This is a genomic window from Paraburkholderia sp. SEWSISQ10-3 4 (assembly GCF_030464785.1).
Taxonomy (GTDB): domain Bacteria; phylum Pseudomonadota; class Gammaproteobacteria; order Burkholderiales; family Burkholderiaceae; genus Paraburkholderia; species Paraburkholderia aspalathi.
The window spans coordinates 491,872-514,336 of sequence record NZ_JALPRI010000002.1; the positions used below are offsets into that span (position 1 = coordinate 491,872).

General features: G+C 58.3%; 19 protein-coding genes. 10 read left to right on the forward strand and 9 right to left on the reverse strand.

From position 1 onward, the window contains the following. The first annotated feature begins 10 nt into the window (after positions 1–10). Complete coding sequence (locus tag M0D68_RS07970; RefSeq protein ID WP_266224133.1) at positions 11–715, forward strand: Crp/Fnr family transcriptional regulator; 705 nt, start codon at positions 11–13, stop codon at positions 713–715. A gap of 182 nt (positions 716–897) precedes the next feature. Here the strand turns inward: M0D68_RS07970 and M0D68_RS07975 are convergent, their stop codons facing one another. Next, positions 898–1,503, reverse strand: a complete 606-nt coding sequence (locus tag M0D68_RS07975; protein WP_256455138.1) for an FMN-dependent NADH-azoreductase — start codon at positions 1,501–1,503, stop codon at positions 898–900. A gap of 219 nt (positions 1,504–1,722) precedes the next feature. Beyond that, positions 1,723–2,481: a TetR/AcrR family transcriptional regulator gene (locus tag M0D68_RS07980; protein WP_093640048.1), complete on the reverse strand. Its 759-nt coding sequence runs from the start codon at positions 2,479–2,481 to the stop codon at positions 1,723–1,725. Positions 2,482–2,937: 456 nt separating this feature from the next. Here M0D68_RS07980 and M0D68_RS07985 point away from each other — a divergent pair, with 456 nt between their 5' ends. The 8 genes from M0D68_RS07985 to M0D68_RS08020 all read left to right on the forward strand — a co-directional run bounded on the left by M0D68_RS07985 (position 2,938) and on the right by M0D68_RS08020 (position 14,228). Further along, the gene (locus M0D68_RS07985) at positions 2,938–3,729 is read left to right on the forward strand and encodes an enoyl-CoA hydratase/isomerase family protein (RefSeq protein WP_266224134.1); all 792 of its coding nucleotides are present in this window, start codon (positions 2,938–2,940) and stop codon (positions 3,727–3,729) included. Positions 3,730–4,059: 330 nt separating this feature from the next. Beyond that, a complete protein-coding gene (locus tag M0D68_RS07990) occupies positions 4,060–5,160 on the forward strand; it encodes a porin (RefSeq protein ID WP_200652295.1) in 1,101 nt (366 codons plus the stop codon). 33 nt (positions 5,161–5,193) lie between these two features. After that, on the forward strand, positions 5,194–6,648 hold the full coding sequence (locus M0D68_RS07995) for an MFS transporter (RefSeq protein ID WP_266224135.1): 1,455 nt from the start codon (positions 5,194–5,196) through the stop codon (positions 6,646–6,648). 258 nt (positions 6,649–6,906) lie between these two features. Further along, positions 6,907–8,646, forward strand: coding sequence for a CocE/NonD family hydrolase (locus M0D68_RS08000; RefSeq protein WP_266224136.1), 1,740 nt, complete (start codon positions 6,907–6,909; stop codon positions 8,644–8,646). A 64-nt stretch (positions 8,647–8,710) separates the two neighbouring features. Then, the gene (locus tag M0D68_RS08005) at positions 8,711–9,499 is read left to right on the forward strand and encodes an enoyl-CoA hydratase/isomerase family protein (protein WP_200652293.1); all 789 of its coding nucleotides are present in this window, start codon (positions 8,711–8,713) and stop codon (positions 9,497–9,499) included. Between the two features lie 111 nt (positions 9,500–9,610). After that, entirely contained in the window at positions 9,611–11,347 is a 1,737-nt protein-coding gene (locus M0D68_RS08010; protein ID WP_266224186.1) for an AMP-binding protein, read from the forward strand. Positions 11,348–11,466: 119 nt separating this feature from the next. Next, positions 11,467–13,221 carry an FAD-dependent monooxygenase gene (locus M0D68_RS08015; protein WP_200652292.1) on the forward strand — a complete coding sequence of 585 codons (1,755 nt, stop codon included), beginning with the start codon at positions 11,467–11,469 and terminating at the stop codon, positions 13,219–13,221. 59 nt (positions 13,222–13,280) lie between these two features. Then, positions 13,281–14,228, forward strand: coding sequence for a hydroxymethylglutaryl-CoA lyase (locus M0D68_RS08020; protein ID WP_266224137.1), 948 nt, complete (start codon positions 13,281–13,283; stop codon positions 14,226–14,228). 74 nt (positions 14,229–14,302) lie between these two features. On the opposite strand, the gene M0D68_RS08025 is transcribed toward M0D68_RS08020, so the two are convergent. From M0D68_RS08025 to M0D68_RS08050, 6 genes are all read right to left on the reverse strand, one after another. Continuing rightward, a complete protein-coding gene (locus M0D68_RS08025; protein ID WP_167378459.1) occupies positions 14,303–14,911 on the reverse strand; it encodes a TetR/AcrR family transcriptional regulator in 609 nt (202 codons plus the stop codon). 113 nt (positions 14,912–15,024) lie between these two features. Next, positions 15,025–16,098 (reverse strand): maleylacetate reductase, encoded by a 1,074-nt coding sequence (locus M0D68_RS08030; RefSeq protein ID WP_266224138.1) that lies wholly within the window; start codon positions 16,096–16,098, stop codon positions 15,025–15,027. Positions 16,099–16,125: 27 nt separating this feature from the next. After that, positions 16,126–17,010 carry an intradiol ring-cleavage dioxygenase gene (locus M0D68_RS08035; protein WP_266224139.1) on the reverse strand — a complete coding sequence of 295 codons (885 nt, stop codon included), beginning with the start codon at positions 17,008–17,010 and terminating at the stop codon, positions 16,126–16,128. 33 nt (positions 17,011–17,043) lie between these two features. Further along, positions 17,044–17,967, reverse strand: coding sequence for an amidohydrolase family protein (locus M0D68_RS08040; protein ID WP_266224140.1), 924 nt, complete (start codon positions 17,965–17,967; stop codon positions 17,044–17,046). Positions 17,968–18,407: 440 nt separating this feature from the next. Continuing rightward, positions 18,408–19,247 carry an aldo/keto reductase gene (locus tag M0D68_RS08045; RefSeq protein WP_093640017.1) on the reverse strand — a complete coding sequence of 280 codons (840 nt, stop codon included), beginning with the start codon at positions 19,245–19,247 and terminating at the stop codon, positions 18,408–18,410. Positions 19,248–19,412: 165 nt separating this feature from the next. Next, positions 19,413–20,504: a porin gene (locus M0D68_RS08050; protein WP_266224141.1), complete on the reverse strand. Its 1,092-nt coding sequence runs from the start codon at positions 20,502–20,504 to the stop codon at positions 19,413–19,415. Between the two features lie 286 nt (positions 20,505–20,790). On the opposite strand from M0D68_RS08050, the gene M0D68_RS08055 reads away from it, so the two are divergent. Next, positions 20,791–21,567, forward strand: coding sequence for an IclR family transcriptional regulator (locus M0D68_RS08055; protein ID WP_093640011.1), 777 nt, complete (start codon positions 20,791–20,793; stop codon positions 21,565–21,567). Positions 21,568–21,574: 7 nt separating this feature from the next. Here M0D68_RS08055 and M0D68_RS08060 read toward each other — a convergent pair whose 3' ends face one another. Continuing rightward, a complete protein-coding gene (locus tag M0D68_RS08060; protein ID WP_266224142.1) occupies positions 21,575–22,441 on the reverse strand; it encodes an alpha/beta fold hydrolase in 867 nt (288 codons plus the stop codon). Positions 22,442–22,465: the final 24 nt, after the last annotated feature.

Here is a 22,465-nt window from a genome sequence, read left to right on the forward strand (position 1 = left end):
CGACGCGCCCATGGAATCCAGCCTGCACCGCTACCGGTCACAACTCGAAACGACCCCATGGTTCCGGGGCCTGCCTGTCGAGTTGCGGGACTATCTGATCGGCCACGCCAGCCTGCTTACGCTGGAAAAGGGCCAATCCCTGTATCGGCGTGGCGAACAGTCTTATGGCCTGTACGCCGTGTTGGGCGGCGCGCTTGCTATCGGCACAGTCGGGATGGATGGGAAAGAGGCGTTGCTTGCGGTGCTAGGACCGACTGCATGGGTGGGGGAGATATCAATGTTCGACGGGCTGCCGCGGCCGAACGACGCCACAGCCGTCAGCAGGACGTTGTTGTTGCACGTGCCCGGAGCCGCGCTGCAGGACCTGCTCGAATCCACGCCCCGTTATTGGCGCGATTTTGCGTTGTTGATGGCGCAAAGGCTTCGGGTTTCGTTCGAGAACGCCGAAGCGATGACCCTGTTGCCCGCGGCGCAGCGCGTGGCGAACCGTTTGCTGATGATCGCCAGCGGTTATGGCGGTCTCAACGCCTCGCAGAGCAGGATCAGGGTCTCGCAAGACAGCCTGGCTTCGATGGTGTCGCTATCGCGGCAGACCATCAATCAGTTGCTCAGGAACCTCGAATGTCAACGCATAGTGAGCCTGAAATCGGGAGAAATCACGATTCTCGATTTCGAACGTTTGCGGGCAGCCAGTGTCGGCGATCTCAATCCGTAACTGTTACGCGGGTGCGGTGTGGGTGAGCGTGTTGCTGATGAATGCGCTTTTGTTGTGGATGGAGTGGGTCATGCAGGGGCTGCGTGTGCCTTTGACCAAGCGGGTGCAAGCGGATACCGGACGCGCCATCACCCGGCGCTGTTCGGAAACCCGACTGGCAACCCGTCGATGGCGCGGCTATCTCACGCGGCGAGCGCTGCGGTTTCTTTCTTCGCCGAGGCAATGGCCCCACTGCGTGTCTCTTCACCCATCGCCACGCCTTCTGCGCGAATGAAGGTGATATCCGTGATGCCGAGGAAGCCGAACGCCGCCTTCAGATAGGTTTCCTGATGATCGAAGAAAGCGGCGGGCGAGCCTTCGCTGTAAACACCACCGCGCGACGAGGCGATGACCAGCTTCTTGCCGCCGGCCAGTCCGACCGGGCCGTGCTCACCGTAGCTGAACGTCTTCCCAGCGACCGAGATGCGGTCAATCCAGGCCTTCAGTTGGGAGGGCACACCAAAGTTGTACATCGGCGAGCCGATGACCACGATGTCGGCGGCCAGGAACTCCTCGAGCGCGACCTGTCCCAGGGCGACGTCGGCCTTCAATGCCTCGTCGACCGGAGCGCCTTGCGCGGCCGCAAGGTGGGCTCCCGTCAGATGGCCAATCGGCGTGGCGGCGAGGTCAAGACGAGTGACGGTAAGGTCGGGACGGCTGGCCTGGAAGGTCGCAACAACCTCCGCAGACAGATCGCGGCTGACAGAGCCTTGTCCGAGGATGCTGGAATCTACGTGTAGCAGTTTCATGAAAGTGATCTCCGAAGTGGCAGACGAAGCGTCTGCCGGAAATCCGCACGATAGGCTCCGACCTGCAATCTGGATAGCCTATATTTTCAGATGAAACCCATCGCCTTAGTAGATGTATGCCTGGCGGCGTGACGGCAGATCAGTTGAGGGCGCGAACGACTCGCGGATGCGCGAGTCGTTGCCAGTGAGAGGGGTAACCCGGCAGTAGCGCGAGATACCTTAGCTACTCTTCACGCGCGTGGATGCGCGGGGCTGACTACCGGACTTGCCCGAACGTGGTTCGGCCTTGTCCGCACAGGGCGTCTCCGGCTGTTTGCTGAAGACGAGTGTCTCGACCATCTGCCAATACGCATCGACAACGGCTGGATCGGACGCCGAGACATTGCTGGTCGCAAGCATCTCCGGGCCGAATCCGGAGAGCGTGGATGTCAGGCTGATCATGAGGTAATGCAGGAGGATCGGTTCGACCTTGGGCAAGGTGTTTTCATCCTGCGCCGCGCGAATCTGTGGAATGAGCCAGTTGATCAACGGCTTGAGTACTGTGTCGGCGAGCCACTGCAAGCGCGGGCTGTACACAAGGAACTCTTGCAGCATGAAGCGGTGAAACTGGGGAAAATCCACCGTGAACCGGAACAGCGAGCGGTACACGAGTTTTACCCGGTCCGCCGCCATGGCAGGGGGCGTATCCGTCAGATTGATGTCCCATTCCTGGCGAATGCGTTCGAACACAAACTCCGCCACCGCCTGCCAGAGAACGTCTTTGGATCGGTAGTGGTAGGTGATAAGCGGATGTTGCAGGCCGATGCGATCCGCGATGCTACGAATACTCGCAGCCTCAAAGCCCTTCGTGGCGAATTCGGCAAGTGCCGCGTTCAGGATCGCGGAGCGGGTTTCCTGCGCCCGCTGCTGCTCCGCACGTTTGAGTTCGGTTGGTCTGCTCTTGTTACCAACGTTCTTGGAACCTGCGCTGTCCGCCATTTGGTTTCTCGATTGGGAAATTCGTTATTGCGTTGCTTCTGTGCTCCGGTGCCTTCCGCCTTCAGACAGACCAACGCCGGGTAGGCCTGGCAGGCCGCGACCGTCAACGAAGGCAGGCGCCACAACGGTATCACACACTCACCGCCGAAGCCTGGCTGCGCTGAACCCGCTGAGCACAGTCGATTTGGCCGGCACAGTAACACACTATCTAACGACCGCCGGCTTGATGCGCCGACAGCTTCGAGCGAAGCAAGGCATGCCGTTGGTTCGGCGAAAAATCACAAGACTAAAGCGGTTCCAAATCGTCAGACAAAAATTGCGTCGCGCATGCCGCGTGCTCAGTCGATCCGTTGCCCTCTGCCGTTCAATTTCCTTTTAAATTGACATATCGTAAAGTATAATGAAGATGACCTGGTTGGTCCAGGGGTTCAAATGCAATTCACGGATCAAGGACAGATGGAAAGCAAAATCACGCTGACATCAAGTGACGACATCGCCTTCGTTACGCTGGTGAACGAAGCACGCGCGAACTCGATCGACAAGACGTTCTGCGATGAACTGCTGGGCGTCCTCCGCGAGGTTGAGGGGGCGTCGAAGTATCGCGCGGTGATACTTCAAGCCAGGGGCAGGATATTTTCAGCGGGCGGAGAGCTTCGCCAGATCTTCGACGGCGTGCAGCGTTCCGATTCCTACCTCGAATCGCTAATTACCGCACTGCACGCCGCGATTGTGACGATGCGGCGCCTGCCGATCCCTGTGATCGCCAGCGTTCAAGGGGCGGCAGCAGGCGCGGGCTTTTCGCTGGCAATGGCGTGCGACCTGGTGGTCGCATCGAACACGGCGCGCTTTGTTGTCGGCTACGCCAAGCTGGGGACATCCAGCGACGGTGGTCTGTCGTTTCATCTCGCGCGTCGATTGGGAGCGGCGAGGGCACTAGAGATCCTGTTGACGCGTGACTCGTTGACTGCGGACGAGGCCAGGCAGTTAGGGCTCATCCAGACTATTGCCGAACCCGCTTCCTTGCAGGACGCCACGCTGGCGCTTGCGCGGAAAGTCATCGACGTACCCGTCGCAGCGGTCAGAGAAATGAAATCGCTTGTTGGGATGGTGGCCGAAGATAACCTCGAGCGCCATCTTGAACAGGAAAAACAAGCATTCCTGCGATGCGCGTCGACGAAGGAGTTTTCCGAGCGAGTCGCACAGTTCATCGCAAACTCTGAGTCGCCCCGAAGAAGCACATCGACCTGAAGATAAAAATCTCATCTCAAGGAAGGTCCAAAAAGTCCTGAACTGAGACGCTGTTATTTCGCACGGTCCACACATCCCCATCTTCTTTGCCAGTTGGCGTCTTCGTAAAGTCGCTACTGCGCGGCGTCCCCCATCGACTGCCTCGTTCAATCCCATTCACACCTCCGCGCGAATTCAGGGACCCGTTCCCTTCATTCGTCAGGTGAACATACCTGGGGATACTCCTATCCAAATTAAACTATACGAACGGAAAATTTAGACATATCCTTCTTTCCAGTAGCCCTGATGTGCCAGTTAGCAGTGCGTTAAAAACGACATAGGAGACTGGAGATGAAGAGATTGTCCTTGGCCGCGGCGCTGTGTTGTGCCACGCCCGCGGTGGTGTATGCGCAAAGTTCAGTGACGCTGTACGGTCTGCTGGATGAAGGCCTGACTTACACGAGCAATCAGAACGGACATTCAGCCTGGTTGGTTCAGAGCGGAGGTGGATCACTGTCCAGATGGGGGCTGCGTGGCGCTGAAGATCTGGGTGGCGGTTACAAAGCGGTCTTCACGTTGGAAAACGGCTTTGACGTGTCGAGCGGAAACCTGTCGAACAATGGACGTTTGTTCGGCCGTCAGGCGTACGTTGGAATCTCAAGCCCGTATGGAACGTTCACGGTTGGACGTCAATACGAAGAAGTAGCCGAAATGCTCTCTCCCATCGCGGCCGGTTTGAACTGGGCGGTCTACTTCGCTCACGCCGGCGACGTCGACAACGTTGGCGGAAGCATACGCATCAACAATTCGGTCAAGTACGCCAGCCCGAAAATTGCAGGCTTCACATTGGGTGCGCTCTATAGCTTTGGTGGGCAGCCCGGACAGTTCTCAACGAATAGCGTGACGTCGGTGGGACTGAGTTACAACGGAATCAGCTTCCCGCTGTATGTTGCAGCTGCCTATACGATCATCAAGAATCCGTATGCGGCCGCATTCGATAGCATCGCACCGCGAAACATCATTTATTCCCGGTACGTTCAGAGCGCGGAAAGCGAATCCATCGCAGGGGTAGGTGCATCGTACAAGCTCGGCAGCGCTTCCATTGCTTTCCAGTACACGTCGACGCAATTCAAGAAAGGTTTTCTTGCCAGTAACGTGCGCTTCGACAACTACGAGGCCAGCGTCGGCTACTTCATTACGCCGTTTCTGTTCGCCGGTGCGGCGTACATCTACACGCACGGCAAAGTGGATGCAACTTCCTCGACGCCCATCTATCGGGCAATTGATCTCTACACCAACTATTTCCTCTCGAAGCGGACGGACGTTTACTTTGCGGCCGAACTGCTGAAAGCGGCGGGTTCGGCGACTCAGGCGCAGATCACGTTGATTCCATCACCGTCGAGTGGACAAACTCAGGGCTTGTTGCGAGTCGGGATTCGTCACCGGTTTTAACGAACGTTTGATGTCGGTGGTGTCGAGAAACAGGTGAACCAGATTGACACCGGAATCAGGTGTTCGATCGTCAAGGACAATGCGATGAATAGCACAGGCTATGCCCAGCGGGACGTACGCGAGATTTTCAACGATATGCCGATGGGGCGTAAGCAGTGGACCGTGTTCCTCATCTGCTTCGCGGCAACAGCGATCGAAGGTTTCGACACCATTGTGATCAGTTTTATCGCGCCTGCGATAAGTCAGCATTGGCATCTATCGAGCGCTGCTCTTTCACCGCTGGTGGCTTTCGGACTCACCGGCTTACTGATTGGATCGATTGTTGGAGGAACGCTGGCTGATCGTGTTGGCCGTCGAACCGTGAGCATCGTGGCAATCGCATGGTTTGGAATCGCGGGTGTGATGTCGAGCGAAGCACAGTCGATATTTCAGCTTGTTGCCTTGCGCTTCATAACCGGCCTCGGCATCGGAGCGGCGATGCCCGCTACGTCGGCGATCGTCGCTGAATATAGCCCGGACCGTTCACGCTCAGCGATGCTTGCATCGACTTACTGTGGATTTCTTTTCGGTGCGGCAGCCGCTGGTTTGGTGACGTCTCTCGCTATCGGGACATTGGGGTGGCGAGGCATGCTGGTACTGAGTGGTCTTTTGCCGCTTGGGGTCGTTGCCTTGTTTGCGTGGCAAGTGCCCGAGTCGCCGCTCTACGTCGTGGCCAGTCGAAGGTCCAATGACGAGGCGCAGCGAATTCTCAGCAAAGTGTTTCCGTCTTTAGACTGCACCGGAATGCACCTATTCATCGCCGAAACGCGTGAATCGATAAGCGGAAGCAGGGCACTCCTGAGCGCGAAATACCGGCTCGGTACCGTGTTGACGTGGCTTGCGGAGTTTGCGGGTTATCTGGTGTTCTTTCTGATTGGAAGCTGGATGCCGACCCACCTCAAACAAGCGGGGCTATCGATGCACGACGCCTCGCAAGTATCGTCAATGTTCCAGTTCGGTGCGCTTGGCGGCGCGGTTCTTTTCGCCATCCTTGTTCGTCGCTTTAACGTGGCGTCAGTCGTTTCCGTGGCATTCGGCGCGGGCTCGCTGCTTGTCATCGCGTTGGGCATCTCCGAAACCACTCAGTGGCACGCGGGCGTGGTCTTCCTGTCCGGTATAGCCGTTGGCGGACCGCTTATCTGTGTCAACACCATTCCAGGCATCTTCTATCCAACTGCGCTGCGTGCGTCCGGCGGTGGCTGGAACGTTGCGATTGGACGGCTGGGGTCTATTGTCGGTTCGTCGTTGATTGGCCTGATCGTCATATCGGGTTTTCCGTACCTGCTCACATGTGCGTTGTTGTCGATACCGCTTCTGATGGCTTGCGTATGCATGACCGTCATGGCCCGAGTGCTCTCTGCACAACGGCGATTGCTGACCGAGCACGTGGCGGACATCAGTGCTGGATCGACAGATGATCCACCGTTGCCGAACAGCACCACGCAGTGACGGTATGGCATTAGCACCCGAGGTTATGGGTAGGTAGTCGCTCCAGGCTCGCAATTCATTTGGGATTCAAACTTTTATTTTTTGGCACGTCGTTCGTCTTGCATACTTTACGGACGTGAAGTATAGTGAATTACGGAATCTGCCTGGTCGTGCGGCTCTTGATGAGTGAACGCAAATGCGCATGTCGGTGGGTAAAGCAAATTTTCGGCTTTGAGACGGCCGTCTGTTGACGCCGAACAGGCCAACGAAGGAGGAGACATGATTGAAGAACGCGACATCGTCGTAACGATGCGGGACGGAACCCGTCTTGCGGTAGACGTCTATCGACCGGATGCGGATGGCAAGTATCCCGTGCTGTACGCTTCGGCGCTGCACAACAAGGATCTTCAGGGTCCGGATATTGCGGACGTCTTGCCCCCACAGCCCGCGCATGCGCCGCTCTGGTTCGGGCCGATAGAAGCCGGGGACACTCGCCGTTTCATCGCCAATGGTTATGTGCACGTCATTGCGCAACCGCGCGGCTCCGCCAAGTCGGAAGGCCACTACGGCGAGGAGAATACCGACCACTACGACATGATCGAATGGATCACGCAGCAACCGTGGTCCGACGGCAAGGTCGGCATGGTAGGGATCTCGGGTTTTGCCGGCGAACAATGGCGTGCGGCGGCGCAGGGCCACCCCGCGCTCAAGGCAATCTTTCCGTACGACGCCTGTAGCGCATACGGCGGGATGTTCGGGTTCCGGGACTTCAATCCCGGTGGCGTTATTCACACGTTTCCGTACCTGCTTGACGTTTTCAGCACGGTGCATGAGCCGCGCGGCGTGCCGGGTACGTTGCCTGAAGCACAAGAGGAACTCTGGCGCGCAGCCATGCGCAATCCCGACTACAAGATGTACATCAACCTGTACAACATCCTGACGCAGAAGGGGCAGCGCACAGGGGTGATGTATCACATCATGACGAACCCCTGGGAGCCGGAAGGGACGGTCGAGCGAGCCGAGGAGATTTTCAAGTCGATCAAGGTGCCGTTCTATACCGGCTCTGGCGCCTACGCTTACACGTACAAATTGCACTGGCTTGGCGCGCAGCATTACTTCAGCAACGTCAAACAGCCGCGCAAGCTGATCTTTACAGGCCCGGCGCATCTGGAGCGGCCATTCCATCAGTACCACGACGAAGTTATTCGCTGGTACGACTACTGGTTGAAGGGTATCGATACCGGCATCATGAACGAAGCGCCGGTTCGTTACTGGGTGATGGGCGCCAACGAATGGCGCACGGGGAGTGACTGGCCTTTACCTGAGACGCAATGGGCGAAGTACTACCTGTCAGGCTGGGAGCAGCTATCCACAGACGTCCCTCGTCCTCCGGCGGAAGTTGGTGACGCGCATCGGGAACCCGATGTCTTCACGCAAATGCCGCTCAAGAAGACCTCCAAAGTTGAGCGCCTGCGTTACATGACTGAGCCGCTTGCGCAGGACGTACTGGTGGCGGGTCCCATTTCACTGACGCTCTACGCTGAGATCGACCAGACCGACACGAACTGGATTGTCGTACTCAAGGACGTGGGCCCGGACGTATCGGTGGTTACTGCACGTGTCGGCGAACGGTCGGTTCCCGACACACTGCCTGAGCGCGAAATCACCCGTGGCTGGCTGAAAGCGTCATACCGCGCAACGGATCCTGCCCGATCCACGCCTGCGGAGCCGTTCCACAAGTTGACGAAAGAGTCGATCGCGCCGGTCACGCCGGGCGAGATCGTCAAGTATGAAATCCAGGTGCTCGCAACGGCAAACCAGTTCAAGGCCGGCCATCGCATCTGTATCGAGATCTGCAGCATGGATGCACCGACAGGAACGGGCGCGATGACCGACGTTGAATACATTCCGTATCACGTCACCAGCAGCAACACGGTTACTCACAAGATTTACCGTGACGCGGATCGTCCTTCACATCTGCTTCTTCCAATCATTCCGTTGAATCAAGAAAACTCCTGAATTGCGAAACATTCCCGAGCGTCACGGACGCTTGGTGAATCTGACTGAATAGTGAGGTTAGGCGATGAAAAGCATACGTTTTGAGCGCGACGGGAAGGTCGGGAATATCGTTCTGGCGAATCCGCCGTACAACCGTCTCGATGCACGGTTTGCAGAGTGTCTCCGGCAGGCGGTTCACGAAGCTAGCGAAAGCGACATCCGGGTACTGGTCGTCCGTGCGGAAGGGCCGAATTTCAGTCTCGGCGGCGAAGTGCGCGAATGGCCAGGAAAGGACCTGAACTGGTTTCGCACCTTCGTCGCAGAGGTCAACACTTCGTATCGCGCCATCGAAGCGCTGCGCGTCCCGACGGTGGCGGTGGTGCAGGGTCTGGCTTTTGGCGGCGGCTTTGAACTCGCGTTGAACTGCGACTTTATTGTGGCGTCGACCGACGCCGTGTTCCGGTGCGTCGAGGTCACGACGGCAATGCTCCCCATTGCGGGAGCGCTGCAGCGGCTGGCCGAGCGAGTGGGGCGTAGCAACGCGTCCCGTTTCGCGATGCTGGGTGAAGGGATTCCCGGCAGCGTGGCCCGGGACCTCGGGATTGCAACGCACGTGGCCGAACCCGATGCGCTCGAAGGTGTTGCTGCCGAGCTGGTTGCGCAGCTCTCCGACGGTCCGACGCTGTCGTACGCAGCGACGCGCACCTTGCTCAAGGTGTGGTCAAGCGGCGGTATCCCCGGCGCCGATGCCGCCATGCTGGATGTGTGCATGGACCTGTACAACACGGAGGACGCCGCGCGAGGTTTCGCCAACACAGCCGAGGCGTTCGATCGCGACGAAGAACCGGGTGAAATGGTTTTTCACGGGAAATAACGCGTTTTCGATGTCGGCCTTTCAGATGCGCCGGCGACATTGCAATCGCTACATAACGCCGTTCAGCGGAATTTTTGGCGGAAACGCGCAGTAACGATGGAGGATGGCTTCATGCACACTTTACCCGGTTCCCTTACGCTCGAAGCGCCTGCCGATGGCGTTGCCTACGTACGGGGTTCGACGGACGTTCCGTTGAGCGAGTCTACAGTCGGCCAGTTTCTGAGGGAAACCGCGCGCAGATTTCCTGATCAGCAAGCTGTGGTATTCCGGGAGCAAGGTGTACGGTGGACGTGGAGCGAATTTGATGATCACGTCGATCAGCTTGCCGCTGGGCTTCTGTCGTTGGGCATAGGAAAAGGGGATCGCGTCGGCATCTGGTCTCCCAACCGGTTCGAATGGTTGCTCACGCAGTTCGCGACAGCGCGCATCGGTGCTGTGCTGGTCAACATCAATCCCGCCTATCGTGTGTCGGAACTCGAGTACGCCCTGCGGAAAGTGAAATGCAAGGCGCTCGTCACCGCCGAGAGCTTCAAAACGTCGAACTACATTTCGATGTTGCTCGACATTGCGCCTGAGCTCGCGTCGCAGCAGCCGGACGAGTTGAAGGTCGAACGTCTGCCGGACCTTCGCACGGTGATCTCCGTGGGTGACTGGCGCGTATCCGGTGTCATGTCGTTTCACACGGTCCTGCAGCGTGGAGAGGGGATGCTTCGGGACGAAGGGCGTGAGGTAATCGAAGCCGTCGAGCAAACACTTTCTTGCCAGGACCCGATCAATATCCAGTTTACGAGCGGCACCACCGGCAGCCCCAAGGGTGCAACGCTGACGCATCGAAACATTGTCAACAACGCACGCTTTGTCGGCATGGCGATGAAGCTGTCTGAAGCCGACTCGCTTTGTATTCCTGTGCCGTTGTACCACTGTTTCGGCATGGTGCTTGGCGTACTGGCGTGCGTGTCGGTTGGCGCTCAGATGGTCTTCCCGGGGGAAGGATTCGACGCCGGCGCGACCCTCGCAGCCGTCTCGGAAGAGCGTTGTACCGCACTTCACGGCGTGCCGACCATGTTTATCGCTGAACTGGGGCACGCCGACTTTGCATCGTTTGATCTGAGCAGTCTGCGCACCGGCATCATGGCCGGATCGCCTTGTCCGGTCGAGACAATGAATCAGGTCGTGACAAAGATGAATATGCGAGAGGTCACCATTGCGTATGGCATGACGGAGACCAGCCCTGTGTCGTTTCAGAGCGGAACCACGGATCCGCTCGATAAGCGCACGACAACGGTCGGGCGGATTCAACCGCATCTCGAAGTGAAAATCGTTGATTTCGACGGTAAGACTGTATCTGTCGGCGAGACGGGAGAACTCTGCACGCGAGGGTACTCGGTGATGCAGGGATACTGGGAAGACGAGACAAAAACGCGCGAAAGCATCGTTGACGGATGGATGCATACAGGCGATCTCGCCACGATCGACGCCGACGGATATTGCAACATCGTCGGAAGGCTGAAGGACATGGTGATTCGAGGAGGAGAGAACATCTATCCCCGCGAAGTCGAGGAATACCTTTTCAGACATCCAAAAATCCAGAACGTGCAGGTGTTCGGCGTGCCGGATGAGAAGAACGGCGAGGAGTTGTGCGCCTGGATCGTGCTCCGAAAAGGCGAAGGTTCGACCGAGGAGGACATCAGAGACTTTTGCCGAGGGCAGATCGCGCACTATAAGGTGCCCAAATATATTCGCTTCGTGAGCGAACTGCCTATGACGGTTACGGGAAAAGTACAGAAGTTCGCGATGCGTGAGGAGATGATCCGCTATCTCAATCTGACCGAGCACAAGACAGCCTGACAGGTTAGCGAAAACCGGACAGGATCGTAAAAACAGAGGCTCGTTAACTCACCTTGAATTAGGTATCCGAAACAGATGGAGACGGTGAGGTGCGAAGGCATGACAATTGGAGGTGTCGAATGTATGAAATAACCACGGACGTACTCATCGTCGGAACGGGGCCTGCCGGCTCTGCCAGTGCCGCGCTGCTTTCGACGTACGGTATCAATAACATGGTCGTCAACCAGTATCGTTGGCTGGCCAACACGCCGCGAGCGCACATCACGAACCTGCGCACCATGGAGGTCCTGCGTGACCTCGGCCAGCAGGTGGAGCAGGAAGCCTACCTGCACGCGACGGATCAGGATCTGATGGGCGGAACGGTTTTCTGCGAAAGCCTGACCGGTGAGGAGATTGGCCGGGTGCCCAGTTGGGGACTGCATCCGCTCTCCAGAGCGGAGCGTCAATTGTCGAGTCCGACGAAGATGAACGATTTGCCGCAGACGTTCATGGAGCCGCTGCTTTTCAAAACGGCTTGCTCGCGAGGCACCGAAGCGCGGATGAGCACGGAATATCTGAGCCATACGCAAACTGACGAGGGTGTTCTCACGCGCTGCCGCGACCGATTGTCGGGCGAGGAGTTCACGGTCAAATCGAAGTACCTGATCGGCGCAGACGGCGGGAACTCCAAGGTCGCAAAAGATGCAGGTCTGCCTTTCGAAGGGCAGATGGGTGTGCGGGGATCGATGAACATCTGGTTCCGTGCGGACCTGTCTGAATTCGTCGCGCACCGCCCGGCAGTGTTGTACCCAATCATGCAACCGGGCGCGGAAGTGGGTGGTATCGGGATGGGCCTGATCCGGATGGTTCGACCCTGGCACGAGTGGTTGATCGTTTGGGGTTATGACATCAACGAGCCTACGCCGGTTGTGGACGAGGCAAAGGCCACCACGATCGCACGTCAACTCGTGGGCAAGCCGGATCTCGAGATCGAACTGTTGGGCGCGAATACGTGGACAGTGAATAACATGTACGCGACCCGCATGCAGGAGGGGCGAGTGTTCTGCATGGGCGACGCGACCCACCGGCACCCGCCATCCGGCGGCTTGGGCTCCAACACGTCGATTCAGGACGCGTTCAACCTCGCATGGAAGCTCGCGGAAGTCATCAAGGGGCGCGCGGGTGCAGCGCTTCTGGATACCTATTCGGTCGAGCGCGCACCGATCGCCAAGCAGGTCGTCACCCGCGCGAACCAGTCGATTGCCGAATTTGCTCCGCTCTATAGCGCGCTTGGCATCGACAAATCGAATGACGGGGAAGTCCTGCAAGCGAATATGCATGCTCGAAGCGGATCCACGGCGGCCGCCGAAAAACAGCGGGACGAAATTCGGGAAGCATTGGCGTTCAAGCGATATGAACTGGACGCCCAGGGCGTGGAGATGAATCAACGCTACCAATCGAGCGCTGCGGTGACCGATGGGCAAGCCGAACCGGAATTCACGCGTGACCGTGAGCTGTATTACCAGGCGACGACCTGGCCCGGCGCGCGTCTGCCGCATGCCTGGATTTTCGATGCGCGCGGACGGCAACACTCAACGCTTGACCTCGCAGGACATGGGCGGTTCGTACTGTTCACCGGTCTTGGCGGCGAAGCGTGGGTTGAGGCTGCGTCAAAGGTCGGTGAAGAGCTGGGGTTGAAGATCGACGTACACGTTATTGGTCCGCGTCAGGCCTATGCGGACCACACGGGCGACTGGGCTCGCGTGCGTGAGATCGGCGACAGTGGTTGCGTATTGACCCGCCCGGACCATCATGTTGCCTGGCGTAGCCTTGCGTTGCCTGGTGATCCGGTTGTCGAACTTCGCCGGGCACTGGGGCAAGTGCTCTCGAAGTAAATAGTGGAAACGAGGGTCTCGCCTGGAGAGGCGACCCTCGCCACGAAATGGAGTTTTCAATGAATCAGCAGGAACGTTGGAGAGAGGGCATGAATAGCGGCCTTCCAAAGCGCGTACACGTTGTCGAAGTCGGGCCTAGAGACGGTCTGCAGGCGGAAAGCACGTTCATCCCAACGGACACCAAGATTGAACTGGTCAATCGGCTCGTTGGCGCCGGCGTACAACGAATCGAAGCGGCGTCCTTCGTCTCGCCAAAATGGATTCCGCAAATGGCCGACGGTGCGGAAGTTTTGGCTGGGATCGATCGCGCAGCGGGGGTCTCGTATGCCGCGCTGACACCCAACATGAGAGGGCTCGAGGCCGCGATTGAGAGTAAGGTCGACGAGGTCGTCATTTTCGGTGCGGCGAGCGAAGCATTTTCCATTCGCAACATCAATTGTTCTGTCGCCGAGTCGCTCGAACGATTTGCGCCGGTTGCGCGTGCGGCGAAAGAAACGGGATTGCGATTGCGCGCCAGCATTTCATGCTCGTTCGGATGCCCGTACCAGGGGGCGGTGAGTGTCGATGCCGTCGTCGATATGGTCAGGCGTTTTCGCGATCTGGGGTGTGACGAAATCGACATTGCCGACACCATTGGGGTGGGTACGGCGCACCAGGTTCAGCGAGTGGTTGGGGCCGCTTCCAGGGAGTTTCCACTGGCGAGTCTCGCTGGTCACTTTCACGATACCTATGGGCAGGCGTTGGCCAATATCTTCGGCGCCCTTCAGGTTGGAATGACAACGTTCCACGCGTCTGTTGGTGGACTGGGCGGTTGCCCCTATGCCAAAGGCGCCACCGGCAATGTTGCGACCGAAGATCTGCTCTACCTTCTGGATGGCCTCGGCATCGAAACAGGCATTGATCTGGACGCCGTCGTTTCGATTGGCGATTGGGTGAGTCAGCAAATGGGCAGGGAGAATGGTGCGCGCGCGGGTAAGGCATTGACAGCGCGCAAGGCACTCAACTGATGTTGTTGTGTCAGCGGAGATCGACCGTTTAGGGCGGGCGTCGGCAAATACCGCGTTGCGGGATGCGGCGCCCTCTAGCGTGATGCAAACGCTCCGAACACGAGCTGCTCGACGGTGCGCCAATATTCTTCGGCCAGCGCCGGATCGGATGGTGATAGATCACTGGTCGCCGAAAATTCCGGACCGAAGCCCGAGAGGGTCGACGTCAGACTAATCAGCATGTAGTGGAAAACAATCGGCTCGACGTTGGGTAACGCGTGTTCCTCCTGGGCGGCGCGGATTTGCGGTAGCAACCAGCCGATTAACGGTTTCAGAAAAGCATCGGCGAGCCATTGCAGCCGCGAGCTGGACCCGAGCGATTCCTGAAGTATGAAACGGTGGAACTCGGGAAACGCTACCGTGAAGCGAAATAGCGCCCTATATGCCAGCTTGAGCCGATCGACCGCGCTAGCCGGACCGAAGCCGGACAGACTTGCATCGCGTTCTTGCCGGACGCGCTCGAATACATATTCGGCCACCGCCTGCCACAGAATTTCTTTGGAACGAAAGTGGTAGGTGACGAGCGGATGTTGCATCCCAATCCGGTCTGCAATGCTACGAATGCTCGCGGCCTCGAAACCCTTCGATGAAAATTCCGTAAGAGCCGCATTCAGGATGGCCGAACGCGTTTCCTGCGCGCGCAACTGTTCAGTACGCTTCAGTTCAACCGGGCGGCGTGCCCGGATATCTCTTGCCTCAGGAAGGGTAGGTGACGCCATGTGCGAATACCTTGCGACACGTTGAAAGGAAACTCGTTCTACAAGCCATCAATGGGTGCGCTACCGTCGAATGCCCGCTGCAGTAAAGCGCGAATTGCTTCGCGTTCTAGCGGACGGGGATTCCAGTAGGCGTTGTTGCAGGCAATGTCGGTGGCCTGGTCGAGTTGCTCTTCGCGCATGCCGATCTCCTTGAGTGCAACGGGTGCACCGTTTGCGCGCGCGAGTTCGTACAGACCTTGCGCCGCGCTGTCGTGCCCGAGCGCCCGTGCGATCCGTTTCATCGCATCCGGCACTGCGCCTGCGTTGTACGCCAGGGCGTGCGGCAGCACGATTGTATGGGTGGGCGCATGCGGCAGATTGAAACTGCCGCCGAGCGTATGACATAGCTTGTGGTGCAATGCCATGCCGACGCTTCCGAGCACGGCGCCGCAAAGCCAGGCGCCATAAAGCGCATCGGTGCGTGCGGATGGGTCGTTCGGCTGTGCGACGATTTTGGGTAAGCTGCGCGCGAGCGCTGCGATGCCTTCTTCGGCCATCAGGCTGGTAAGCGGATTGGCATCGCGTGAATACAGACCTTCTGCCGCGTGTGCGATTGCGTTGATGCCGCTGGTTACGGACATGCTGACCGGCAGCGTCAGGGTCAGGTCCGGATCGTAGACAACCGTCTTCGGTAATACGCGCAGATCGGTGCCGGTCCGTTTCAGGCCCGATTCGGTCAACCCGAAAATGGGCGTCATCTCACTGCCGGCGTAAGTGGTCGGCACGGCGAGAATGGGCAGACCTGTCTCGAGAGCAAGGCCCTTCGCGAGGCCGATTGCGGAGCCGCCGCCCACGGCGATGAGGCAGTCGGCATCCAGCGACGTGGCAACCGTGCGTACCTCCGTGACCAGTTCGACCGGTACGTGCATGGCAGCTCGATCAAAGACACCCGCTGCGAGTACACCCAACTGATCGGCAACCGATACACCCAATGTGCGTTGCTCGTGACTACACAGAACCAGAGCGCGGCCTACTTGCAGCGTGTGCAATTCGCGTTCGATGTGGCCGCGTGAGCCGCACCCGAAGACGACACGCGTGCCGCGCCCGTTATAGACGAATTCAGATGGTGACATGGCGGGTTCCGGCGAGAATATGCCCGTTCATGACCCGCGTGCCGCAGGGTTGAGAACGAAGTCGTAATCGAGCGTATAAAACGGGGTGTCCATCGCCGTGCCGTCCGGCGCGATGCCCGGCGAGTGCTCGACCCAGTCGACGATCAACGTTGAGCGCACGCCGAATACGGCGTCCGAGTCGAGATACTTGTCCCCGTTCCTGAACACGTGCGTAATCAACGGCTCGTACCCTGGCGCTGTGATCCAGAAGTGCAGATGGGCTGGGCGCCACGGATGGCGTCCGAGCGCATCGAGCATTCGGCCAACCGGGCCGTCGTGCGGAATGGGATAGGCCTCGGCGAGAATCGAGCGGAAATGAAAGAGCCCGTCTGGCAGCGTCTGCAAACGACCACGCGCTTGAAACTCCACGTTTGGATCCTGCGAGTCTCCGTACTGCACGTCGTAGTACCCGTCTTCATCGGATTGCCAGACTTCGATCGCTGCGCCGGCTACAGGTTCTCCGGAAAGACCCCGAACGCGGCCGGCAACAAAGCAGGGGAGACCCGCCGCACCGTTCGAGATATCGTCACCGTTCCTGTACTCGGGGGCGCCGGCAACAAAGAAGGGGCCAAGAACGGTTGCTTCCGTGCATTCGGCCGGCTTGCGGTTGTTCTGCGTCGTAACCAGCATCGACAAACCGAGCGTGTCGGACAGAAGGACGAACTCCTGGCGTTTTTCGTCCGTGATATGGCCGACCTCGGTGAGGAAGTTGATGGCATATGCCCATTCACTCTCGCTCAACTTCACGTCTCTTGCGAACGAATGCAAATGCTGGACAAGGCTGGTCATTACCGTGCGCAGCCTGTCGTTGTTACAGCCGGCCATTGCCATGAGCACCGCCTGGGTGATGGTCTCTTCGTTGATATTACGCATCGTCTTTCCTTGAACTCCGCGTTGGCAAACCCGTTAGCGCCCAAGCAACCGGGCAGCATTGTCTCCGTAGACCTTGTCCAACTCGATGCCGGGGATCTGGATATTATCGAGCACTTTCCCGAACTGCCGGATTGCGCTTGTCGGTGCGAACGGGAAATCGGTCCCGAAGAGAATGTGATCGGGGTCCGCCACTTGCGTCAGCGCACTGAGGGGCGCGTTGCCGGCGGAAAGCGCTGTGTCGAAGTAGAAAGATCTGACCGCCGCCAACGTGTCGCCCACGCGCTCGGCCACCGCGGGCATCATGGAAATGGAGAGGGCGATGCGAGGGACGAGAAACGGCAGGGTCCCGCCAGCATGCGAGAGAATAAACCGGATGTTCCTGAAGCGGCTCATCGCCCCTGACATGATCAGGCTGGTGGCTGTACGTGTCGTTTCGAAGGGATACTCAAGCACGGACGCCGGAGCGACCGGTGGTATTTCGTGAGGCGGCTGATTGGGGTGAATGAAAACCACGGTCCCGCGCCGGTTCAGTTCTTCCCACAGCGGCGTGAAATGCTCGTCCCCCAGATACAGCCCGTTGTAGTTCGTAAAGGCAATGAAACCGTCCACCTTCAGCACGTCAAGGCAATAGCTGACTTCCTTCAGAGCGGCGTCAACGTCGGGCAGCGGCAAGCTTGCAAATGAGCCGAACCGTCCGGGATGCCGGGCTCTGAGTTCCGCTGCGAGGTCGTTGCATTTTCTCAGCAGTGTGGCCGCATCCGGAAGCGTGGGGCCGGACGAGATGGACAGGATGCCTTCGTCGATTCCGTTTTCATCCATCATCGCGAGGGCTGCCTCGACGGACCAGGTTGGGGCCACGCCGCCCGGCATCGCCGCATTCAGCAAGTCCAGCCCAACCGCGTCCACGTAGAGCTTCGGCAGGAAATGTTGGTGCGTGTCAATTTTTCGCTTCGGCATGGCCGTTGTCTCCTATGAGGAATTCTTTAGCATCGGGCGGGGCGATTCCCTCCTCGGCTTGGATTCATCTTATACGTTATTTTTTACGTTTGCAAAGTTTAGTGAGCAATGCAATCGCGAGCATGTTCCCGGTTGGATTGATGTGATGTCACATGCGCCGGTGCGGCCTGAACGGGGTTTCAACGTTTCATCAAGCGCAATGATGCGTTGCAATTCAGGAGATGCACGCGTGAAGGTGCCGACCATACTATCGACTCACGAATCAGCCCATTGCGGGTTTCGTTAGGCCGATGTCGATCAGGAGGTCAAAATGATGAAGAGGGCGACGTGAAGAAGATCGGCTCCGCTGGCGCCACCTGTGCACTGCACAGTCACCGCTGCGTGCCGACCTTGATTGATGCCGTTGTTTCGTTTCCGGTATCACGCCAAAGACCGGCTGATCAGACAGCTGTGCTATCCCACCGCGGGGCAAGACCGGGCGGATCGACAATCCGGCTGTTTGCCGTCGCCAATGCGTGAATTGCGGCCATGTCCGCGTCATCTAACTCGAAGTCGAACACCGCCAGGTTTTGTGCCAATCGATCGATCCGCGTGGTTCTCGAAAGCGCCACAACGCCGCGCTGTTGAACAAGCCACCGCAAGACGATCTGGGCGATGGTTTTGTCATGACGAGCGGCGATCTCCTTGAGCGTTGGGTCCGAGAACACTCGGCCAACCGCCATGCCGCAATATCCTGTCACGGCAAGCCCGGTCTCGCGCGTGCTTTCGATAAGCAAGGACTGGTTCAGATACGGATGGTATTCGAACTGATTCGTGACCAATGGCGCTGCTGAGAGCCGGATCGCTTCCGCCATCTGTGCGCGGTTGAAGTTGCTGACGCCAATGTGCCGGACCTTGCCGGCACGCACGACCGCATTGAGCTCCCCGATCTGTTCGGCGAGAGGCACATCCGATCCTCCCGGCCAGTGCAGCAGGAGCAGGTCGATGTAGTCGGTCTTGAGCTTGCGTAGGCTTTCGTTGACGGACGCATCGAAGTGCCTTGCTGAGTAGTTGCTCACCCAGACCTTGGTCGTCAGAAATATGTCGCTTCTTGGGATGCCGGATGCGGCGACGCAGTCGCCGATTTCTGCCTCGTTACGGTAGATTTGCCCGGTGTCGATATGACGGAAGCCGGCACGAAGGGCTTCAGGAATCATTCGATAGATGTCGTCGCCAGTCATCCCGTAGGTGCCGAAGCCTATGGCCGGAATCGCCGCGTTACCGGCATGGACGTTCTGCATGCTATTCCTCATAGACTAGGTGCAAAGGCGGCGGTCTTGGACAAAACCGCCCCTCGGCGTGTGATCTCGTGAAAGGAAAGGTACGCGATTCCATGCCCTGAAAGAAGCCTATACATTTCGATGCAACCTATCGTTAGAGGCGATACACATACGGCAGTTGCACCGCTAGAAGTTGTGCTGAATACCAATCGAGACGCCGGTGGTGGACCGGCCGGATGCCACGCCTGCGGCCGCGAGCGAAGCGAAGCCATTGGCGCCTGACGCGTGTTGGTAAGTCACCTGCTGGTAGACGGTAGTTCGTTTCGACAGGAGGTAAGCATTCGAGACGGTAATGGTCTTCCAGTTTCCGCCGTCGAGATTTTCCACCCATCCGCCGACCGAGAGGACATCGTCGGGCACGATGGTCCAGTTCGCACCGGCATCGACGGTGTTGGCGTTACCGCGGCCAGTCGCCAATGTGATGCGCGACTGCGTAAACGTGGCGTGTAGCAGCACATTTTTCAACTGATACGATGCGCCGAGCCCCCAATTGACGAGCTTGTTGGCGACAACGCCTTCGGCCTGAGGCAGTGACGTTCCAAAGAGCGACGGCAGACCGATAAAACTGGAAAGCTCCAGAAAGCGGTTGTTCTCGTTCGCATACGTGGCGGCCAGACTCAGCGGCCCTGCCTTGTACTGGACAAAGAAAGAGTAGTCTCTGCTCTCGCTGAAATTGCCGGCCACATTGCCAAAGGCAAATTCCGCCCCCGAGGAGAACCCGCCAATGGTCGGACTCACATATTTCACTGCATTGTTGAACTGGAAGAAGTTGGCAATTTCATCCAGATTGCCTTGATGAAGCGTGAGAATGTTGCCGAGGAGGAAGGGCGTTTGATAGCTGGACAGAATGTCGTACATGAAGCTGGGTTGGTGACCGAGCGTCAACGTCCCATAGCTGTCCGATTGCAGTCCAACATACGACTTTCTGTTGAATAAGGTCCCAGGAACCAGTTCCCGGCCATTGTTTAGCAGGTACTCGTTCTGAAGATCGAAGATGGTGCGCAGCCCGCCGCCGAGATCTTCAACGCCCTTCAAGCCGAAAATGTCGGGTGCGTGCGTGTTTCCCTCCTGGACTAGCGCGTGTCCTCCGACGTTGCTGATGTACTGCACTGCCGTGTCCGCAATTCCATATAAGGTAACGCTGGATTGCGCGTTGGCGGCACTGATCACAGAAAGTGCGGCAATCGCACCTGCCATCGTACGTCCATAAATTGCCATGCCTTGTCTCCGAACCGGTTGTTGCTCTTCCGAAGAAGTTATTTGAATAAAGGGGAGCGTATGAAATCTGTACTACTGATGAAATGCGATGCTAAAGAGTCAAGCGTTTTGTTCCGACTGCTCGCTTGTCTCTGATCGTCCTAACTCGCTGGTGTTGCGTTCAACAATAATGAATGAGATAATCTATGTTGAACACTATAGGAGCCATGCCCCAGGCGTGTCAACATGACGGCCGTCCGTGGAAACCCGGGGCGGCGATTTTTTATCACTTCCATACGGTTGAAAAATGACCAATGTGACTGCGAGGCGCGGCATTCAGTCTGTCGAGATTGCGTTCCGAATCCTTTCGGCGTTGCAGACGAGTGAGCGAGCACTCCCGCTCAAGGAGATTGCTGCGTTGTCCGAACTGTCGCCAAGCGCGACGAGCAACTACATGATCAGTCTGGTGCGAACCGGGCTTGCGTCGCCGGACGAAAAACCGGGGTGCTACAAGCTCGGGCCGGCCTCGCTTGCTTTGGGCATGAGCGCGATCAATCAACTTGACGGATTCGATATCGTGCGTCGGGAGGTGGTCGCTCTGCGGGAAGCAACGCTGAGCGGCGCGGCTGTCACCGCATGGACCGAAGATGGACCGGTGAGTCTCTTCAAGCAGGAGGGACAGACGCGCAGCATTCTCGAGCTGAGAACAGGGCTGATTCCGCTCGTCACGACTGCTGCGGGAAAGCTGTTCATTGCCTGCCTTCAGGCTGCACGTACCGACGATCTCATCAGCCACGAACTGTCTGCGGGACAGGAATGGACTGCGGCTTCCTTGCGGGAAGAAGCGATCGCTGAATTGCGCAACTGTGGCTTCACGACGGTTCATCGCGGGGAAATGGGTTACGTGTCTGTCGCGGCCCCTATCTGGGACAGGGACGGCGATCTCCGATTTGCCATCAGTCTCATCGGATCGCCTGCAACGCTGAACACGGACGTTGACGGTAAAGAGATCAAGGCGCTACTCGATAGCGCGGTTCGCGCTACGGCTGCATTGGGGGGCAAGGTTCCCAAAAAAATCGGGTAGAAGCCCCTCAGTCTGTCCCGGCTTCCGCCGCTGCCAACACAATGGAATTGAACGCCTCCGGCGCTTCAATCTTCGGCATATGGCCAATCCCATCGAGCACGAGGAGTGTCGAACCATTGGCCGCCTCGTGAATCGGCCGCGCATGCTCGTCAGCCGGGGCGACGCGGTCCAGTCTGCCGACAATGACGGAGATCGGCACCTCGATCGAACGAACAATGGATGGTGTATGCGCAGAGAAGAGCATGTCTACGGCGTGTTCCCAGCCGGTAGGGGTCACCCCGTCTCTTAGCCGGGATACGACCGCGCGAACCAGGGGGCTTGCGTTCGGCGCGATCAGCGCATTGACCACGGCGGCGCGTGCCTCGGGCGATTGTGCCGCCGCGCTTCGCATCAGAACTTCTCGTGCCGCCTCGCGCTCCGCACCGGATAGATGTCCTCGCGCAACGTTGGGCGCGCTCAATACAAGGGCGTGCGTAGCCGACGGGTACCGTGCCGCAAACGTTGCGGCGATGACGCTACCCCACGAACTGCCTACGACGGTTGCACGCGCTATACCGAGCGCAGACAGCAAGGCCATGAGCGCATCCGCGTAATCCGTGGCGGCCGGCGTGCTGATCGCAAAGGGGCTGCTTTGTCCATAGCCAGGGGCGTCCCAGGCAATCACCCGATGGCTGCTGCTCAGTGCGGCAAGCTGAGCGCGATATCCCGCCGAGCTCGAACCAATACCATGCAGCAGCACGATGGCCGGCGCGCGCTCGTCACCAGCAGTGCGATACGTGATGACCCGCTTGTCGCCGAGTGTGGGGAGATTCACTCGTGCCTGTTCGACAGCGGGCAGCGAGGATTCGAGTAGGTGGCTATCTGTTTCAGTCATGGTTGAAGTCTGGCCTATATGTCA

Coding starts and splice junctions, on each gene's coding strand:
- M0D68_RS07970 (WP_266224133.1), top strand. CDS start 11: ATGGAATCCAGCCTGCACCGCTACCGGTCACAACTCGAAACGACCCCA.
- M0D68_RS07975 (WP_256455138.1), bottom strand. CDS start 1,503: ATGAAACTGCTACACGTAGATTCCAGCATCCTCGGACAAGGCTCTGTC.
- M0D68_RS07980 (WP_093640048.1), bottom strand. CDS start 2,481: ATGGCGGACAGCGCAGGTTCCAAGAACGTTGGTAACAAGAGCAGACCA.
- M0D68_RS07985 (WP_266224134.1), top strand. CDS start 2,938: ATGGAAAGCAAAATCACGCTGACATCAAGTGACGACATCGCCTTCGTT.
- M0D68_RS07990 (WP_200652295.1), top strand. CDS start 4,060: ATGAAGAGATTGTCCTTGGCCGCGGCGCTGTGTTGTGCCACGCCCGCG.
- M0D68_RS08000 (WP_266224136.1), top strand. CDS start 6,907: ATGATTGAAGAACGCGACATCGTCGTAACGATGCGGGACGGAACCCGT.
- M0D68_RS08005 (WP_200652293.1), top strand. CDS start 8,711: ATGAAAAGCATACGTTTTGAGCGCGACGGGAAGGTCGGGAATATCGTT.
- M0D68_RS08010 (WP_266224186.1), top strand. CDS start 9,611: ATGCACACTTTACCCGGTTCCCTTACGCTCGAAGCGCCTGCCGATGGC.
- M0D68_RS08015 (WP_200652292.1), top strand. CDS start 11,467: ATGTATGAAATAACCACGGACGTACTCATCGTCGGAACGGGGCCTGCC.
- M0D68_RS08020 (WP_266224137.1), top strand. CDS start 13,281: ATGAATCAGCAGGAACGTTGGAGAGAGGGCATGAATAGCGGCCTTCCA.
- M0D68_RS08030 (WP_266224138.1), bottom strand. CDS start 16,098: ATGTCACCATCTGAATTCGTCTATAACGGGCGCGGCACGCGTGTCGTC.
- M0D68_RS08035 (WP_266224139.1), bottom strand. CDS start 17,010: ATGCGTAATATCAACGAAGAGACCATCACCCAGGCGGTGCTCATGGCA.
- M0D68_RS08040 (WP_266224140.1), bottom strand. CDS start 17,967: ATGCCGAAGCGAAAAATTGACACGCACCAACATTTCCTGCCGAAGCTC.
- M0D68_RS08045 (WP_093640017.1), bottom strand. CDS start 19,247: ATGCAGAACGTCCATGCCGGTAACGCGGCGATTCCGGCCATAGGCTTC.
- M0D68_RS08050 (WP_266224141.1), bottom strand. CDS start 20,504: ATGGCAATTTATGGACGTACGATGGCAGGTGCGATTGCCGCACTTTCT.
- M0D68_RS08055 (WP_093640011.1), top strand. CDS start 20,791: ATGACCAATGTGACTGCGAGGCGCGGCATTCAGTCTGTCGAGATTGCG.
- M0D68_RS08060 (WP_266224142.1), bottom strand. CDS start 22,441: ATGACTGAAACAGATAGCCACCTACTCGAATCCTCGCTGCCCGCTGTC.